General features: G+C 73.2%; 17 protein-coding genes. 11 read left to right on the top strand and 6 right to left on the bottom strand.

The window, feature by feature from the left end; translation table 11 throughout:
• The first annotated feature begins 2 nt into the window (after positions 1-2).
• Entirely contained in the window at positions 3-662 is a 660-nt protein-coding gene (locus tag ACRWND_RS07180; protein ID WP_431947114.1) for an O-methyltransferase, read from the top strand.
• Positions 663-682: 20 nt separating this feature from the next.
• The gene (locus tag ACRWND_RS07175) at positions 683-904 is read left to right on the top strand and encodes an FmdB family zinc ribbon protein (RefSeq protein ID WP_431947112.1); all 222 of its coding nucleotides are present in this window, start codon (positions 683-685) and stop codon (positions 902-904) included.
• Positions 905-996: 92 nt separating this feature from the next.
• On the opposite strand, the gene ACRWND_RS07170 is transcribed toward ACRWND_RS07175, so the two are convergent.
• The 3 genes from ACRWND_RS07170 to ACRWND_RS07160 form a co-directional block, all read right to left on the bottom strand.
• Positions 997-2,241 carry a hypothetical protein gene (locus ACRWND_RS07170; protein WP_431947110.1) on the bottom strand — a complete coding sequence of 415 codons (1,245 nt, stop codon included), beginning with the start codon at positions 2,239-2,241 and terminating at the stop codon, positions 997-999.
• A gap of 90 nt (positions 2,242-2,331) precedes the next feature.
• Positions 2,332-3,099, bottom strand: a complete 768-nt coding sequence (locus ACRWND_RS07165) for a DUF4097 family beta strand repeat-containing protein (RefSeq protein WP_431947108.1) — start codon at positions 3,097-3,099, stop codon at positions 2,332-2,334.
• 136 nt (positions 3,100-3,235) lie between these two features.
• Positions 3,236-4,657 (bottom strand): family 2B encapsulin nanocompartment shell protein, encoded by a 1,422-nt coding sequence (locus ACRWND_RS07160; RefSeq protein ID WP_431947106.1) that lies wholly within the window; start codon positions 4,655-4,657, stop codon positions 3,236-3,238.
• Between the two features lie 531 nt (positions 4,658-5,188).
• On the opposite strand from ACRWND_RS07160, the gene ACRWND_RS07155 reads away from it, so the two are divergent.
• Together ACRWND_RS07155 and ACRWND_RS07150 are read left to right on the top strand one after the other, a co-directional pair.
• The gene (locus ACRWND_RS07155; protein WP_431947105.1) at positions 5,189-5,860 is read left to right on the top strand and encodes a DedA family protein; all 672 of its coding nucleotides are present in this window, start codon (positions 5,189-5,191) and stop codon (positions 5,858-5,860) included.
• Between the two features lie 117 nt (positions 5,861-5,977).
• Positions 5,978-6,640, top strand: a complete 663-nt coding sequence (locus ACRWND_RS07150; RefSeq protein ID WP_431947103.1) for a hypothetical protein — start codon at positions 5,978-5,980, stop codon at positions 6,638-6,640.
• Between the two features lie 142 nt (positions 6,641-6,782).
• Here the strand turns inward: ACRWND_RS07150 and ACRWND_RS07145 are convergent, their stop codons facing one another.
• Positions 6,783-7,049 (bottom strand): DUF2087 domain-containing protein, encoded by a 267-nt coding sequence (locus ACRWND_RS07145; RefSeq protein WP_431947101.1) that lies wholly within the window; start codon positions 7,047-7,049, stop codon positions 6,783-6,785.
• 97 nt (positions 7,050-7,146) lie between these two features.
• On the opposite strand from ACRWND_RS07145, the gene ACRWND_RS07140 reads away from it, so the two are divergent.
• Together ACRWND_RS07140 and ACRWND_RS07135 are read left to right on the top strand one after the other, a co-directional pair.
• The gene (locus ACRWND_RS07140) at positions 7,147-7,476 is read left to right on the top strand and encodes an antibiotic biosynthesis monooxygenase family protein (protein ID WP_431947099.1); all 330 of its coding nucleotides are present in this window, start codon (positions 7,147-7,149) and stop codon (positions 7,474-7,476) included.
• Between the two features lie 95 nt (positions 7,477-7,571).
• Positions 7,572-8,087, top strand: coding sequence for a hypothetical protein (locus ACRWND_RS07135; RefSeq protein WP_431947097.1), 516 nt, complete (start codon positions 7,572-7,574; stop codon positions 8,085-8,087).
• A 24-nt stretch (positions 8,088-8,111) separates the two neighbouring features.
• Here the strand turns inward: ACRWND_RS07135 and ACRWND_RS07130 are convergent, their stop codons facing one another.
• Positions 8,112-10,157 carry an MFS transporter gene (locus tag ACRWND_RS07130; protein ID WP_431947095.1) on the bottom strand — a complete coding sequence of 682 codons (2,046 nt, stop codon included), beginning with the start codon at positions 10,155-10,157 and terminating at the stop codon, positions 8,112-8,114.
• A gap of 185 nt (positions 10,158-10,342) precedes the next feature.
• Between ACRWND_RS07130 and ACRWND_RS07125 the strand changes: the two genes are divergently transcribed.
• The 3 genes from ACRWND_RS07125 (at position 10,343) to ACRWND_RS07115 (ending at position 12,981) form a co-directional block, all read left to right on the top strand.
• On the top strand, positions 10,343-11,449 hold the full coding sequence (locus ACRWND_RS07125) for a peptidoglycan-binding domain-containing protein (RefSeq protein ID WP_431947093.1): 1,107 nt from the start codon (positions 10,343-10,345) through the stop codon (positions 11,447-11,449).
• 94 nt (positions 11,450-11,543) lie between these two features.
• Positions 11,544-12,146, top strand: coding sequence for a hypothetical protein (locus ACRWND_RS07120; protein ID WP_431947089.1), 603 nt, complete (start codon positions 11,544-11,546; stop codon positions 12,144-12,146).
• A 169-nt stretch (positions 12,147-12,315) separates the two neighbouring features.
• Positions 12,316-12,981, top strand: a complete 666-nt coding sequence (locus ACRWND_RS07115; protein ID WP_431947087.1) for an HAD-IA family hydrolase — start codon at positions 12,316-12,318, stop codon at positions 12,979-12,981.
• 125 nt (positions 12,982-13,106) lie between these two features.
• Here the strand turns inward: ACRWND_RS07115 and ACRWND_RS07110 are convergent, their stop codons facing one another.
• Positions 13,107-13,892: an alpha/beta fold hydrolase gene (locus tag ACRWND_RS07110; protein ID WP_431947085.1), complete on the bottom strand. Its 786-nt coding sequence runs from the start codon at positions 13,890-13,892 to the stop codon at positions 13,107-13,109.
• Positions 13,893-14,195: 303 nt separating this feature from the next.
• Here ACRWND_RS07110 and ACRWND_RS07105 point away from each other — a divergent pair, with 303 nt between their 5' ends.
• The gene (locus tag ACRWND_RS07105; protein WP_431947222.1) at positions 14,196-14,942 is read left to right on the top strand and encodes a Mut7-C RNAse domain-containing protein; all 747 of its coding nucleotides are present in this window, start codon (positions 14,196-14,198) and stop codon (positions 14,940-14,942) included.
• 265 nt (positions 14,943-15,207) lie between these two features.
• Positions 15,208-16,881, top strand: a complete 1,674-nt coding sequence (locus ACRWND_RS07100; protein ID WP_431947083.1) for an alkaline phosphatase D family protein — start codon at positions 15,208-15,210, stop codon at positions 16,879-16,881.
• The last annotated feature ends 224 nt before the right edge of the window (positions 16,882-17,105 follow it).

Here is a 17,105-nt window from a genome sequence, read left to right as displayed (position 1 = left end):
CCGTGCCCGAGACCAAGAACCCGCAGCTCACACCCGAACTGTATGCCTACGTCCTCGAGCACAACCCGCCCCTGGACCCGGTGCGGGAGGAGCTGGTCGAGATCACGCGGGCCCGTTTCGGCGCCGCGGCGGCCATGCAGTCGGCGCGCGAACAGGGCCCCCTGCTGGCCTTCCTGGTACGGCTGACCGGTGCGCGGCACGTGGTCGAGGTCGGCACCTTCACCGGCTTCTCGGCGCTGTCGATGGCGCAGGCGCTGCCCGCGGACGGACGGCTGATCGCCTGCGACATCTCCGAGGAGTGGACCGCGGTCGCCCGCGAGGCGTGGGAGAAGGCCGGTGTCGCCGACCGGATCGACCTGCGGATCGCGCCCGCGCTCGACACACTGCGGGCCCTGCCGCGCGATCCGTGGATCGACCTCGTCTACCTCGACGCGGACAAGGGCAACTACGTCCCCTACTGGGAGGAACTGGTCCCGCGGATGCGGCCCGGCGGGATCATCGCCGCCGACAACACGCTCTACCACGGGCGGGTGGTGGACCCGCACGCCACCGGGGACACGGCCGCGATCCGGGCCTTCAACGACCGGGTCGCGTCCGACGGGCGCGTCGAGGCGCTGCTGCTGACCGTGGCGGACGGGCTGACCCTGGCGCGCACGCTGTGAGCCGTGGTTAATCTGTGCCCATGCCCCGTTACGAGTACCGCTGCCGCTCCTGCGGCACCACGTTCGAGCTGAGCCGGCCGATGGCCGAGTCCTCCGCGCCGGCGGAGTGCCCCGCCGGGCACGACGACACCGTCAAGCTCCTGTCGACGGTCGCGGTCGGCGGTACCGCCTCCGCCGCCGCGGCCCCCCGGCCGGCCGCGGGCGGCGGCGGTGGCTGCTGCGGGGGCGGCTGCTGCGGCTGACGGGCCCCGGGAACCGTCCGCTCCGGGAGCGGTGCCTCGCGCCGCACGACCAGGTAGGGCGGGAGGGCCCGACAGCGCACGACCAGGTGACGCTAGGCCCGCCCGGAGGCGCGGTCCTCGCGGATCGCGGCGACGACCCGGGCCGCCGTGTCGCGCACCGCCGCCGTCTCGGTGAGGAAGTGCCACCAGTCGGGGTGCCGGCCCTGGAGGCCTTCGACCGCGCGGTCCAGCCGGGCCACAGCCTCGTCGAGGGGGCGGGCGTGCCGCTGCTCCGGTGTCGTACGGCCCTGCATGGCGAGCCGCTGGGCGTCCCGGACGGCGAACCGCGTGCGCTCGATCTCGCCCTGCGGGTCCTTGCTGACCTCGTTCAGCCGCCGCAGGCGGTCGCCGGCGGCGGACACCGCCGCGTCGGCGTCGTCGAGCAGCGCCCGCACCGTGCCGAGCAGGGCTGTCGCGTCCGGCCAGCGCTGCTCGTCCCGGGCCTTCGCCGCCTCCGAGAGCTTCCGCTCCGCGCTTCCCACGGCCTTCGTCGCCCGCTCCGGCACGTCCTGCAGGTCCTGCCAGCACGCCATGCTGAAGCGCCGGCGCAGCTCGCTGAGGACCGGATCGACGCCCTCCGTGCGGGTGGCCAGGGCCTGGCTCCGCGTGCGCAGCGACACGATCCGCTTGCCGGTCTCGTGGGCCCGCTCGGGCAGCCGCTCGGCCTCCGCTCGGATGGCCTCGGCGGCGCGCAGCACCTCGTCCGCGCGCCGGATGGTCTCCTGCACGCCGTGTGTCCCGGCGCCCTGGTTGAGCTTGGTCAGCTCCGGTCCGAGGGCGGCCAGCCGGGCCGCGAGGTCGTCCGCGCGCAGGCCGGAGGCCCGTACGGCGTCCAGTGCGTCGGACGCGGCGAGCAGGGCCTGCCGCGCCCTTTCGACCGCGGGGGCGAGGCGGGCCAGCTGGGTCTCGGCCTTGTCCAGCAGCGGGCCGAGCCCCCGGGCGAAGGCGTCCAGGTCCTTCCTGGCACGGACCAGGTCGTCCTTCGCCTTGGTGAGCTCGGTGCGGGCGCGGGCCGCGGTGGCTGCCTCCAACTCGTCGCGGTCCAGGTCGTGGGCGTCGACTGCGGCGATGTAGGCGGCGCTGACCTGGTCGATGCGTTCGCCCAGGGCACGGAAGTCCTCGCTCGCGCGCCGTGCGGCGGGGGAGCTGTCGACCGCGGTGATGGTCTCTATCGAGATCACCAGGTCGCGCTGCGCCGTGTCGAGCTCATAGAAGGCCTCGGCGGCGGCGTCCTTCGCGGCCTGGGCGTCGGCGCGCAGATTGTCCCCGCGCCGCCACCACGAGCGTGCCGTCGTCACAGTCGCCCTCTCCCGCTGGTCCGCCGCCGGTGGTTGTCCGCTCCAGTCTCCCACCTGGCTGGGACGAATACACGGGTCGGGCGGTTGCGGTCAGCGGCCGGCTTCCGTGACGCTCACCGAGCCGTCCCCCGTACGGACCGTCACGACATGGCCGCTGGCCGCGTCACGGGGAACGTCGACGCTGACGTGCCCGTCGCCCGAGTGCGCGGACACCTTGTAGCTCTGGTGGGGCAGCGCGACCCGGACCCGGCCGTCACCGCTCGTCGCCTCGACGAGGTCGGGCACCCCGTCGAAGGCCAGGGTGACCGAGCCGTCCGCGGTGTGGACCCTGACCTCGCGGGAGCCGATGCCGCCGGCGTCGATCCGGCCGTCCCCGCTGGAGAGCCGGAGCGGACCGGTCACGTCCCGGACGACGACCGAGCCGTCGCGGGTGGTGAGCCGCAGCGGCGTATGGAAACCGCTCGCCTCCACACGGCCGTCACCGCTCACCACCGTCAGGCCGACCCCACGCGGCACCAGGACCTCGTGGCGCACCGCGCAGTCCTGCACCACACCCTGGCACTTGGTGCGCAGGGACAGCGTGTTCCCGCGCATCGCCCAGGTGGCCTCGGGAGCGTGACCGAGCACGGCCCAGCCGTCGAGCCACCGGGTGACCCGCACCTCGGCCACGTCGGCGGGCTTCACCACAATCGCGCTGTCGGAGGAGTCGATGGTCAGCTCGCCACCGGCGAGCGCGAAGCTCCTGCGCTCCGGCTCCCTGTCGTCGGAGGCGTTCGCGCAGGCGGACGCCGTACCGATCAGTGCCACGACGGCCGCGACGGCGGCGGCGGTCCTCGATGTGCGGGTGGTCTTCGTCATACCCGGGACGCTACGGAGTGCCCGGCGCGCCCGGAATCAGGCCGCCCACCGGAACCGGGGTGGGGAAAATCCCCACCCCGTCCGGGGGTTGCGCGGTCCGGGTCCGGGGGCCCGGGTCCGCTTGCCGTGGCGGTGGTCAGTCCCCGGGGCGCGCGATCTCCACGTTCTCCAGGACGCCGAGGGCGTCGGGGACGAGGACGGCTGCCGAATAGTAGGTGCTGACGAGGTAGGAGATGATCGCCTTTTCGTCGATCCCCATGAAACGCACCGAGAGCCCGGGCTCGAACTCGTCGGGGATTCCCGTCTGGTGCAGACCGATCACGCCCTGGTTGTCCTCGCCCGTGCGCATCACCAGGATCGAGGTGGTGTTCTCACGGGTGATCGGGATCTTGTTGCAGGGGAGGATCGGGATTCCGCGCCAGGACGGGATGTGGTGGCCGTGGAAGTCGATGTTCTGCGGCACCAGACCGCGGCTGTTGAACTCCCTTCCGATGGCAGCGATCGCCCGCGGATGCGCCAGCAGGTACTGGGCGTTGCGGCGCCGGCTGATCAGCTCGTCGAGGTCGTCCGGAGTGGGCGGGCCGGAGTGCGTGGTGATGCGCTGCCGGTAGTCGGCGTTGTGCAGCAGGCCGAACTCCCGGTTGTTGACCAGTTCGTGCTCCTGCCGTTCCCGCAGTGCCTCGATGGTCAGCTTCACCTGCTGCTCGACCTGGTTGTAGGGCTTGTTGTAGAGGTCGGCGACGCGGCTGTGCACCTTCAGCACGGTCTGCGCGACGCTCAGTTCGTACTCGCGCGGAGAGAGCTCGTAGTCCACGAAGGTGCCGGGCAGGTCCGGTTCCCCGACGTGGCCCGAGGAGAGTTCGATGGCCTTCTCGCCGTAGGGGTTCTGGGCCTGCTGGGTGCCGCTGACGAAGCCCGCGACGTGCTCGCGCAGCCCGTCGGCCTGCTGCATGACGTTCTGGAACGCCTGGCGCGGCAGGGCGAGCAGGGTGACCGCGGTGGCCGCCCTGGCGGTGAACTCCCACGGCCCGTCGGGGCCGGCCAGGCTCTCGGAGCCGAAGTGGCCGCCGTCGGTGATGCTGCCGATCACGCCCTGGCCGTCCCACTTGGCCGGGGCCAGCTTGTTGATCTTGCCGTGCGCGATCAGGAAGACGTGGTCGGCCGGCTGCCCGGCGGTCACGATCGTCTCGCCGGGCGCGTACTCGCGTTGCTCGAACTGCCCGGCGAGGGCGGTCAGCACCGCGTCGTCGGAGAAGCCGCGCAGCACCGGCAGTTCGCCGAGCTCCGCCGGGATCACCCGGACCTCGGAACCGGTCTGGACGAAGTCCACCCTCCCGTCGCCCACCGAATAGCTGAGCCTCCGGTTGACCCGGTAGGCGCCGCCGGCGGCCTCGACCCACGGCAGCACCCGCAGCAGCCACCGTGATGTGATTCCCTGCATCTGTGGCGCGGATTTGGTGGTCGTCGCCAAATTCCGCGCCGCAGCGGTGCTCAGACTCCGCTGAGACTGGCCGTTCCCCGTCGCAGCCTCCGACGCGACACCCGGCTCAACCGTCATGGATGGTCCTTCCCCTTGCGGCCTGATGGCCCACGCGCACAAAAGCGTGGTTATGGCAAACAATTCACGGTGGAACAAGGCGTGTTGTGCGGTGGTCCCCCTGCCTTCGGCCGCTTTCCCCTCGGTAACTACCCACCGGGCGGAGCGTCTTGCACTCACTCATTCGGGTGGGCGTGGCTTTCCCGGAGCGGAGAGGGTGTGCGGGCCGGCGGGGTGAGCGCGTGTGCGATTCCGAGTGGCGGCGGACGGCGGGGAAGCGCATGGCATGTCCATGACGTGCACATGGTCTTCACCGTAAGGGCGGCGGAGCGCCTCGTTCCGGGGAAGCCTCCCTGTTCCGCCCGGTAAATCAGGTGCTATTCCCCACTCCCGCCATCGAAAATGAGGAAAACATCACGCGCCCCGAGGGGAAGGCTGAAGCTTGGCTGGCGTACGCTGTACGGCTGAGAGCGGATCGCAGGAGAACCGCTTCTGCGTGATACCGCCGCACTCCCCGCAGGCGCCGCGCACTCGCCAGGAGAGGAGGACGCGGTGTTCGTCGGGCCAGGTTCCCTGTTGGATTCACCGTGGATCTACGCCCTGGTAGCCGCCTCCATCGTGCTCGACGTCTTCCTTCCGGTGGTGCCGAGCGGCGTCCTGCTGATCTCCGCGGCCACGGCCGCCACGGCCGCCGGTCATGGCAGCAGCCTCCTGGACGTGCTCGCCCTCCTGCTCTGCGCGGCTGTCGCCTCCACCCTCGGCGACCTCGCCGCGTACCGCCTCGCGCGGCGCGGCGGCGACTGGATCGACCACCACGTGGCGCACTCCCGCCGGCTCTCCACCGCCCAGGAGATCCTCGGCGCCGTCCTGACCCGCGGCGGCGGCGCGCTCGTCGTCCTCGCCCGCTTCGCCCCGGCCGGCCGCTCCGTCGTCAGCCTCACCGCGGGCGCGGCGCAGCGCCGGGTCCGCGAGTTCCTGCCCTGGTCGGCGCTCGCCGGCCTGGCCTGGGCCGCGTACAGCGTGGGCCTGGGCTACGCGGGCGGCCAGTGGCTGGGCGCCGGCTGGTTCGGCACCGCCACGTCCGCCGTCGCCCTGATCGGCTCCGGCTCCCTGGCCGCGTACGTCTTCCGCCGTGAGCGCCGCGCCCACACGGTCGTCCCGGTGACGGTGCCCGCACAGACCGCGGCCGCGCCCGAGCGGGCCGTCGCCGAGGCGGCTCGCTGAGCCGTTCCTGGACGGCCCGGGTGGGTGCCGCCGATGGGCGGCCCGCCACGAGCCGTGACAGCATCGGTACGGACATCCACCGGTCTGGGGGGCCAACGGACGGATCGGAGACCCCCGATGCGACTCGGACCGCTCACGGGCCTCGTGGCCGTGATCCTCGCCGCCGTCTCCTACGCACTCCAGGGAGACACCCCGGGGATCGGCAGTTCCGGGGTCGCGGTCAGGGCGTTCTACCTCGCCCATGGCACCCGGCAGGGCGTCGGGCTGTATCTGCTGCTCGTCGCCGGGCTCTTCCTGACGTTCTTCGCCGGCTACCTGCGGCACGTCCTGGCCGGTTCCGACCGCACCGGCTGGCTTCCCCAGGTCTCCTTCGCCGGCGGCATCCTGGCCGCCCTCGGCTTCTGGATCAGCGCCGGGCTCACCCTCAGTCTTGTGGAGGCCGCCGACCAGGTCCTGGTCGGCGGTGGGGCACTGCAGGCCCTCAACGCCCTGAGCAGTGACCTGTTCATGCCCGTCCTGGCAGGGATCGGCGTCATGCTCCTCGGAGCCGGGACGGTCGTCTCCCTCAGCACGGGCGGGCCGCTGCCGCAGTGGCTGGGGTGGGCGGGCTTCGTCCTGGGCGTGCTGATGTTCATCCCGTACGCCGGCTTCATCGGCCTGGGGCTCGCCGGGCTCTGGGTCATCGCCGTGTGCGTGCTGCTGCTCGTCCAGGGGCGGCGGGAGCCCGGCCCGGACGGCCCTGTGGGCCCGGACCGGCCCCGGGGCGGGGCCACCGGCTGACGCGCCCGCGGCGTCCTGTTCGGGAGACGGAGCACGGGCCGCGACAGCACGGGCCCGCGGTGCCCCGCGGTGCGGCGCCCACTCCACCCGGACGGCGTCCTCCCGCCCGCGGGCCGGCCCCGGCCGCCCGTCCGGCGCCGGTTCAGCCCCTCACGCGGTAGGCGGTGCCGTCGGCAGTCCGCTCCAGCCAGCCGCCCTCCACCAGGTAGCGGCGCAGGGCGGCGCAATCGTCGTGCACCGTGCGCAGCGCCTCGTTGACCTCGCGCTCGTGGTAGTCCTGCCCCGGCTGGAAGAGCGTCTCGGTCAGATGCCGCAGCAACTGCTCGCGCCGCGCCGCCCGGCGCGGGATGACCGTGAGCCGCCCCTGTGAGAACAGGGCCGACACCGCGTGCGCACCACTCTCGGACACCACGTACTCCTCCGCGTTCGCGACGACAGACCTCGCCAGGCAGCGTGACACGCGGCGCCGACCAGGGCACGCGAATATCACCTGGCACGATGGGGGAATGAGCGTCGTCAAGATCAACGTACTGACCGTCCCAGCCGAGCAGCGCGAGGTCCTGGAGCAGCGGTTCGCCTCGCGGGCGGGCGCCGTCGAGAGTTCGGACGGCTTCGAGTGGTTCGAACTGCTGCGCCCGGTCGAGGGCACCGACCAGTACCTCGTGTACACGCGCTGGCGCAGCGAGGAGGACTTCCGCAACTGGATGTCCGGCCCGATGCAGGCCGCCCACCGCGAGGGCGGCGAGGGCGGCGGCGAGCGCCCCCGGCCGGCCGCCACCGGTTCCACGCTGTGGTCCTTCGAGGTCGTCCAGCAGGCCGCGCCGAAGCAGCCCTGACCCCTGGCGGCGCCCCGCCCCTCCGGGGCGCCGCCACCCGCCGTGCCCTGGAAACCGCCTTGCCGTGCGCCGTCACCGGACGTCAGGGTGGGGCCATGGAAAGGCCCCTGCTCTTCCTCGACGTCGACGGCCCGCTCAACCCGTACGCGGCCGAGCCCACCCGGCGACCTCAGGGTTACACCACGCTGCGCGTGCCGGCGTCCGGTGTCTCGGCGCGTCCGTTGCGGGTGTGGCTCCATCCCGCGCACGGTGAGGCGCTGCTCGGGCTGGGGTTCGAACTGTGCTGGGCCACGACGTGGATGGCGGAGGCCAACCACTGGATCGGCCCCGTCATCGGGCTGCCCGAGTTGCCGTACGTCGACTTCGGCGACGCGCTGTTCGCGCACCGCCCCGATCTCGTGCACTGGAAGACCGAAACACTCATAGCCCACGCCGCCGGCCGCCCGTTCGCCTGGGTCGACGACGAGCAGAGCCCCGCCGACGCGGACTGGGTGGCCGCGCATCACCGCGGGCCGGCCCTCCTGCACCATGTCGATCCCCGCGTCGGTCTGCGCGAGCCCGACTTCGCGGCGCTCGCCGCCTTTGCCGCGTCACCGCGGGCGCCGCTGTGACGCGGTGACCGCGGCGCGGCCGACTCAGGCCGGGGGCCGCTGGGGGCCGGGGCGGTCCTGGTCCTGGCCGCACAGCTCGGTGGTCAGCCGGGTGAGCAGGGCCGCCAGCTCGGCGTGGCGGTCGGGGTCCCAGTCGCCGAGGAGGTCGGCCAGCACCTTGCGGCGGGCCTCGGTCAGCAGGGCCACGATCTCCTGACCTCGTTCGGTGAGATGGAGCGGGTTGCCGCGCCGCACGGCGTAGCGGTGTTCCTCGACCTCGAAGGCGGCGCGCTCGATGACGTTGTACGGCACCGTGGTCTGCACGGACAGGTCGACCGGGTCGGCGGAGCCGGTGCGGGCGATGTAGAGCAGCAGCCAGGCGGCGGCGGGCTGGAGGTCGAGGCCGGCCAGCGCGGTGATCCGCGCGTACAGGTCGCGGCGGGCCTCCCGGCTGCCGAGGAGGCTCAGACCGCGGGCGATCTCGTCGAGGGAGGAGCGGTCGACGGGGTTGGCACCCAGCGTCTCGCTCGCGTCGGGCACGGTGACCGAGCGCCGCAGCGGCTGCTCCTTCAGGAACCAGGCCAGCACGAAGGCGAGCACGCAGATCGGCACCGCCCACAGGAAGACGCCGGTGATGGCGGTCGAGTACGCGTGCAGCACCGGTTCGCGCACGGACGGCGGGAGCTGCCGCACCCCGCGCGGATCGGACTGGATCATGGCCGGGTCGAATCCGGGCGGCAGGCTCAGTCCGGTGAGCGCGGCGGTGATCGCGCGGGCGAGGCCGGTCGCGAAGATCGTGCCGAAGATGGAGACGCCGAAAGCGGCCCCGACCGAGCGGAAGAAGGTGGCGCCGGAGGTGGCGGCTCCCAGGTCGGAGTAGTCCACGGCGTTCTGCACGGCGAGGATCAGGATCTGCAGGACCAGGCCGAGCCCGAGCCCGAAGACGAGCAGGTAGGTGCTCAGCACCCACACCGGGGTGGTCTCGTCGAGCTGGTGCAGCAGGAACAGCCCGAGGATCGTCACGGCGGTCCCCGCGATCGGGAAGACCTTGTAGTGGCCGGTGCGCGAGACGATCTGACCGGAGCCCGTGGAGGCCACCAGCATGCCGACCACCATGGGGATCATGTGCACGCCCGACCAGGTCGGCGAGTAGCCGTGAACGACCTGGAGGAAGGTCGGCAGGAAGGTCAGCGAGCCGAACATGGCGAAGCCGACGACGAAGGAGATCACCGAGCACAGCCAGAAGGTGCGGACGCGGAACAGCCGCAGCGGCAGCACCGCTTCCTGCGCCCGCCGCTCGACGAGGACGAAGGCCGCGATCAGCACGACGCCCAGCACCGCGAGCCCGACGACCTGCCAGGAGCCCCAGGCCCACGTCGTGCCGCCCAGCGACGTCATCAGCACCAGACAGGTGGCGGCGGCCGCCACCAGCACCATGCCCCAGTAGTCGATGCGGTGCGTGGTCCGCCGGACCGGGATGTGCAGCACGGTGGCGATGACGGCGAGTGCGAGGATGCCGAGGGGGAGGTTGACGTAGAACACCCAGCGCCAGCTCAGGGTGTCGACGAACAGCCCGCCCAGCAGCGGTCCGAGCACGCTGCTCGCCCCGAACACCGCCCCGAACGCGCCCTGGTAGCGCCCCCGCTCGCGCGGCGGCACGATGTCGCCCACGATCGCCATGGACAGCACGATCAGCCCGCCGCCGCCCAGGCCCTGCAGCGCACGGAAGGCGATGAGCTCGCCCAGGCTCCGGGAGAGGCCGCACAGCGCGGAACCGATCAGGAAGAGCACGATGACGGCCTGGAAGAGCTTCTTCCGCCCGTACATGTCACCGAGCTTGCCCCACAGCGGGGTGGCGGCGGTCGAGGCCAGAAGATAGGCGGTGACCACCCAGGACAGGTGCTTCAGGCCGCCCAGGTCGCTGACGATCGTCGGCAGCGCGGTGGAGACGATCGTCTGGTCGAGAGCGGCCAGCAGCAGACCGAGCGCGAGCGCGCCGATCGCGAGGTACACCGACCGCTTGTCGGTCACTGCCGAGGGGCCGCCCGCTGTCGTCTGCCCTGCCGGGGCAGTGGTCTCGTCCTGCGCCATTGGCACTCGTTCCGCTCGGGCACCGGGGCTCGGTACCGCGTTCACGCTATTTCCCTGTAAATATTCACACCCTTTCCACAGGATTGGCGTGTTTGTGCGACCGTCGGGACCGAAGACGCCTGGGCACCGGGTCCGCGCGGTCTGCATAATCACTGCGTCTGTCAGGACGTGGGGAGGGGGCGCCGGTGGCGTCGGACGCGCCGGGATCGCCGGCTTCGCAGGAGGAACAGCTGTACGAGTCGCTCCGGGTGCGGCCGTATGTGCCGGGGCCCGAGGGCTACGCGGACCTCGAGGAACCCGTCCCGGCCGCCGTGGCGGCGGGGGCCGCCGAGGCCTTCCCGGAGCGGCAGGACGACCCGCCGACGGCGCCTCTGCCGCCCGTGCCGCCGAACGCTCCCGTGCCGCCGAACGCTCCGGGGCCGTCCGCGGCGGCGGGGCAGGAGGAGGACACCGACATCATCGACCTCGGCACCGTCTCCTCGGAACGGCTGCCGGAGCCGGCGGCCGCCACGTCCGGGGAACCCGCGCCCCACCCCTCCCGCGTCGGGGGCAGACGCCGCCCCGGGGTTCGGCGCCGCCGTGGCGCGCTCGTCGCGGGCGCGGGCATCGCGGCCCTCGGCCTCGCCGTCGGGGCGGTCCTCGTCACCGCCCAGCTGACCGGCAGCCCCGACCGTACCGAGGCCGCCCCAGACCAGGGCGCCTCCGAGGCGGCCGTGGAACTGCCGTCCTCCGCAACGGCTTCGGCCTCCGCCGGGCGTTCGGCCTCGCCCACCGCCTCGCCTTCCGCGCCGGCCTCCGCGAGTGCCTCGGCCTCCGTGACGGCCTCCGCCCCCGCCCCCGCCTCCGCCTCGGCGTCGGCGTCCTCGTCCTCTGAGACGACCGGCGGGCCGACGCCCGGCACCACCGCGTCCCGCCCGACGTCCCCCGACGGCGGTGAGACCTCCCAGCCGCCCGGCTCGGCACCGCCGGCCGTGCCCGCGACGCTGCAGCGCGGCGACACCGGCCCCGCCGTCGTGGACCTCCAGAACCGTCTCAAGGCGGTGCGGCTCTACTACGGCCCCGCCGACGGCGACTACAGCCGGCAGGTCGGTGACGCGGTGGCCCGCTTCCAGTTCTTCTACAAGGTCGAGGGCGACCCGCAGGGCGTCTACGGACCCCACACCCGGGCCGCCCTGGAGGCGCGGACCGGGTCCTCACCGGACCAGGGCACGGACTCCGGCGAGATCGACGCCGACGGAACCGGCGGTGGGACCGGCAACGGGACGGGAAACGCGAACGGCGGCCGCAACTGACGGTCGGCCGACCTGACGGCCACGTCCCGCGCGCAGCGCCGGCCCAGGGGACCTCGTCCCCCGGCGGGCGCCGTCGTATCGGTGCCGGTCGCTCATGCAGGATGGGGGCGTGGCGATCGACGACTTCGGGCTGAGGGGCTTCCAGCTCGTCCTGCTGCGGCGCATGGCCGACCACCGGCCGGAACTGGTGGAGGAGGCGCTGCGCACGCTCGGGGCGAGCCGTACCGAGATGCGCGAGGCCAACCGCCGCTGGCAGGCATGGGGGCACGCCAGGGGCTTCCCGCGCGGCGAGCGCCGCTATCGGACGGTGCTCGGACCGCCCGAGGCGGTGCTCCGGCGCCGGGTGGGCGACCTGACCTGTACGGCGCTGCTCTGGCCGGTCCCGCTGTGGCCGTCGCTGCGTTTCGAGGTGCTGTGCGCACCGGGCGGCAGGGCGGTCTGGAACGAGTGGCTGGTCCGCGCGCCGGGGGAGCCGGGGCCGAGGCTGTCCGGAGTGGACGACCTCGCGCCCTGGTCCTGCACCGTCGACGAGGTGGCCCGGGCGTTCCCGCCCGCACGCCCCATGGAAGGCGACGCCCCCACCCGCTGGCGACTGGAGTTCACCGATCCTCAGGCCCCGCCCGGGGCGGCTCGCCGGACCGCCGGCTTCACCTACGGACTGCTGCAGTACGTGGACGGGACGGCCGCCGCTTTGTGAGGAGGGCGAGCGCGGACGGCGCCCGGTGCCGGACGCGCTCGCCCGGGTACGCCCGGCACCCCCCCTGGCGGAACCGCGGCGCGATTTTGTATCGTGTAGGAACAAAGTGGTTCCGCCCGTTTCCCCTGACCGGCGGGCGGGCCACTTGCCTGTGCCCCCGAGGAGTTTCATGCTGCCGCCGTCCACCGTCGTCCCCGCCCGCGCGCTGCTGCTGGACATGGACGGAACGCTGGTCAACTCCGACGCCGTGGTCGAGCGCTGCTGGCGCCGGTGGGCCGCGGGGCACGGACTCGACGGCGATGCCGTGATGAAGACCGTCCACGGCCGCCAGGGCTACGCCACGATGGCGGTGCTGCTCCCGGACCGCCCGATGGCGGAGAACCACGCCGACAACGCGCGCATGCTCGCCGAGGAGACCGCCGACCTCGACGGCGTCGTCCCCGTCGAGGGCGCCCCGGCCTTCATGGCCGCGCTGCAGGGCCGGCCGCACGCCCTGGTGACCTCCGCGGACGAGGGCCTCGCCCGGGCCCGCATGGGCGCCGCCCGTCTCCCGCTGCCCGCCGTCATGGTCACCGCTGAGAGCGTCAGCGCCAGCAAGCCGGACCCGGAGGGCTTCCTCAAGGGCGCCGCCGAGCTGGGCTTCGCCCCGGAGGACTGCGTGGTCTTCGAGGACTCCGAGGTCGGCATCGCGGCCGCCAAGGCCGCCGGAATGCGCGTGGTCGGCGTGGGCCCCCGCGCGGCGGTCCACCAGCCCACCGTCCACGTCGACACCCTCGCCGACATCCGCGTCCAGGCCACCGCCGACGGGGCTTTCCTGCTGCATGTCGGCGGCTGACCCCGGCCGGTTGGGCCCTCGACGGGCGCCCCTCGACGACATCGGCGCGTCGACGGGCGGTCAGGCGCCAGGGACCAGGTGGTGACGGCTCTCGCCCACGAGGAGCCGGCGCGGGCGACGGCCGGTCACAGGGCGTCGAGGAACGTGCGGACTGCCGCGGCGAAGCCGGCGGGATCGGTCTCGTGCACGGTGTGTCCCGTCGCGAGAGCGACGAGCCGGGTGTTCGGACGGCGGGCTGCCATGGCTTGGGCGTGGTCCAGGGTGAGCGTGTCGCTGCGGGTGCCGTGGACGAGCAGGGCCGGGCACTCGGTGGCGAGCCAGTCGTCCCAGTGGTTGCCGTTGACCTGGCCGACGGACGTGACCATGTCCTGTGGCCGGAAGGCCAGGCCCCAGCCGTCGGGATGTTCACGGATGGCGTCCGTCAGGTATCGAACCGCCGCTCCGAGTTGTTCGACCAGTGCCGTGCGGGTGGGTGCCCGATGCGGCCATGCCAGGCAGAAGGAGAGGTCGTCGTCGATCTCGGCGCCGATGTCCTCGATGACGAGCGCACTGACCACGTCGGGGTGGCGCGCGGCCAACTGGTAGGCGTTGACCCCGCCGAGGGAGTGGCCGAGCACCACCACCTGCCGCAGGCCGAGGTGGGCGATGAGCGCGGCCGCATCCTGAACGTAGCCTTCGCGAGAGAAGTCCGGGGGCCTGTCGGAGAAGCCGTGTCCGCGCTGGTCGAGCGCGACCACTCGCCAGGCGGGAGCCAGGGCGTGCGCCAGGCCGGTGAAGGTGCGGGCCTCGTTGAAGTGCCCGTGCAGGGCGAGCAGGGGCCGTCCCGGGCCCCCGAAGTCGAGGTAGGACAGGCGGCGTCCGTCCACCGTCAGTGCCGCGCGCGTCGGTTCGGGCTGGGATGTCGGCTGCATGAAGATCAGACTGCCATGGGAACGGCCCATCCGAACGGCTGTTCTCATGAAAGGTCCCGCCCGCGCATGTCTCGGAACCGGCCCGTCGCATATCGTCGCCAGGCGCACAGGCGCACAGGCGCACAGGCGCACAGGCGCACAGGCGCACAGGCGCACAGGCGCACAGGCGCACAGGCGCACAGGCGCACAGGCGCACTGCGACGTGGGCCGGCGCGGCGCCGGACCGCGGCGCGGAGCGCACCGACCGGGGGAAATGGCATGTGCCCCACGCCGCAGGAGTGACATCCTGGCGGGGTGAGCGGCCTGAACGGACCTGAGATCGGCATCAGCTTCGCCTCCCCGCTGCGGCTCTTCACCGCTGCGGTACGACGGGAGGGGCGGACCATCGTCGTCACCGACGGCGTGTCCTCCCTGGGGCACGTCGTGGAGTCACTCGGGGTCCCGCTCACCGAGGTCGGCCGGCTGCTGGTGGACGGCCGGGAGGTCCCCACCTCCTATGTGCCGATGTCCGGCGAGTACGTGGAGGTCGAGCCGGTCACCCGACCGCAGCGCGTTCCGGGTGCGCCGCTGCGCTTCCTGCTCGACGTGCACCTGGGCACCCTCGCGCGGCGCTTGCGGCTGCTGGGCGTCGACGCCGCGTACGAGAGCGAGGACATCGGCGACCCCGCCCTGGCCACCCGGTCGGCCGCCGAGCGGCGGGTGATGCTCTCCCGTGACCGCGGCCTGCTGCGCCGCCGGGAGCTGTGGGCGGGCGCGTACGTCTACAGCGACCAGCCCGACGAGCAACTGCGCGACGTGCTCGGCCGGTTCGCCCCGGCCCTGGAGCCCTGGACGCGCTGCGCGGCGTGCAACGGGCCGCTGCGGGAGGCCGACAAGGACGCGGTCTGGGAGAAGCTGGAGCACGGCACCCGACGCAGCTACGACGTGTTCGCGCAGTGCGCCGACTGCGAACGCCCGTACTGGCGCGGCGCGCACCATGCCCGCCTCGAGGCGATCGTCCGCGACGCGGTTCTCGAGTTCGGCGCGGCCCCCGCCGCCCCGTCGGCCTGAGGGCGCGGCCGGCCTCGGGGCGGCCTCGTCGTCCTGACCGCCGCGGGGGCGCGGGTCCGGTGATGTCCCGCACGGCGCGGGCGGCCGGGTCGCCGCGGGATGCCGCGCGTCGGCGGGCGAAAGCTCAGCAGCGTGCTCAGAGGCTGCTGACCCCGCGTCCCGGCCCCGCCCGGCCGTCGGGACCGCGGCCGGGACCGCGGCCGGGAACTCACGCCTTCCCCTCCGACGTCCACACCTCACGACGACGGAGGGAAGGCCGACCGCCATGGCAGAACTGCGCCTGGGCCCGCTGCTGAGGTACGTGGACGAGGACACGGCCACCGTGTGGGTCGAGGCCGACCGCCCCGCCACCGTGAGCGTCGCGTGCGACGACGGGGCCGGCGGCACCGAGCACACCTGGCAGATCGCCGGTCACCACTACGCGATCGTCACCGTGGGCGGGCTGCGCCCCGGCACCACCACGCCGTACCGCGTGCTCCTCGACGGGCAGCAGGTCTGGCCGCTGCCGGGCTCCCCGTACCCGCCGAGCACCATCCGCACCGCCCGGCACGGCGGCTACGGCGAAGGGGACGGGGAGGGGGACGGACGGCCGCTGCGGGTCGCCTTCGGCTCCTGCCGCTGGGCGGCACCGCCCCCGGACGAACCCGACCCCATCGGCCCGGACGCGCTGGACACCCTGGCCCACCACATCGCCTCCGGCGAGGCGCCCCGCCCCGACCTCCTGCTGCTGCTCGGCGACCAGATCTACGCCGACGAGACATCCGCGGCCACCCGCCGCTGGCTCGCCCGGCGCCGCGACCTGAACGACGCGCCCTGGGACCAGGTCGCCGACTACGAGGAATACGCTCACCTCTACTACGAGTCCTGGCTCGACCCGGACATCCGCTGGCTGCTGTCCACCGTGCCCAGCTGCATGATCTTCGACGACCACGACGTCGTGGACGACTGGAACACCTCCCACTCGTGGCGCGCCTCCATGCGGGAGACGGCCTGGTGGCACGAACGCGTCACCAGCGGCCTCACCTCGTACTGGGTCCACCAGCACCTCGGCAACCTCACCCCCGCCGAACTCGCCGCCGACGAACTCCTCGCGGCGGTGCGCGCCGCCGACGACGGCACCGAGACCCTGCGCGCCTTCGCCGCCCGTGTGGAGGCCGACCCGGCGCACACCCGCTGGAGCTACCGCCGTGACCTCGGGCGCACCCGCCTGCTCATGGTCGACTCACGTGCCGTCCGCGTCCTGGACGAACACGAACGCGCCATGCTCGACCCGGCGGAACTCGACTGGCTGCGCCGCAACGCCCGCCCCGACGGCAGCTTCGACCACCTGCTCATCGGCACCTCCCTGCCCTGGCTCCTCCCGCACGCCGTCCACGCCACCGAGGCCTGGAGCGCCGCCCTGTGCGGCGGCAGCCGCGGCCACCGCTGGACCCACCGCGGCGAACGCCTGCGCCGGGCCGGCGACCTCGAACACTGGTCGGCCTTCCCCGACTCCTTCGAGGACCTCGCCGGGATCCTCACCGACGCCGCCTGCGACGCCGAGGCCCCCGCCACGATCTGCGTCCTGTCCGGCGACGTCCACCACGCCTACACCGCCGAGGCCCACCGACCCGGCGCACCCCTGCGCTCCAGGCTGCTGCAACTCACCTGCTCCCCGGTGCACAACACGATCCCCGGGTACATGCGCCTGGCCTTCCGCTTCGCCTGGACCTGGCCCGCCCGCCTCGTCGGCCGCGCCCTCACCCGTCACGGCCGGGCCGCCACCCCCTCGCTGCGCTGGCGCAAACTGGACGGCCCGTGGTTCGGCAACCAGCTCATGACCCTGACCCTGCGCGGCCGTGCCGCGGAGCTCCGCCTCGACCAGACCCGTGCGCCGAAGGGGATCTCGCAGCGGGCAGCGCTGGTGACCGTGATGGACACGCGCCTCACGACCGGCTGACCCGACGACCGCGCCCGCTCGCCGCCGCCGGGAAGTCTTTGGAGGAGATACGCCCGAAGGGCGCCCCCGCGAGGGCGCCCTTCGGGCGTATCTCCTCCAAAGACCAGAAGCCTGTGGTTGGGGCACACCGCTCGGCTAGTGAATACGTAGAGTGATGACCGAGAAGAGGATCAGACCGACTGGCTTGGAGGGCGGCGTCGCCCTGGCGGCGGCCGACGGGGGAT

It is taken from the genome of Actinacidiphila sp. bgisy167, from assembly GCF_965342175.1.
Classification (GTDB): Bacteria; Actinomycetota; Actinomycetes; order Streptomycetales; family Streptomycetaceae; genus Actinacidiphila.
Note: the sequence above shows the minus strand (reverse complement) of the source record. Positions and strands in the feature narration are given on the sequence as shown.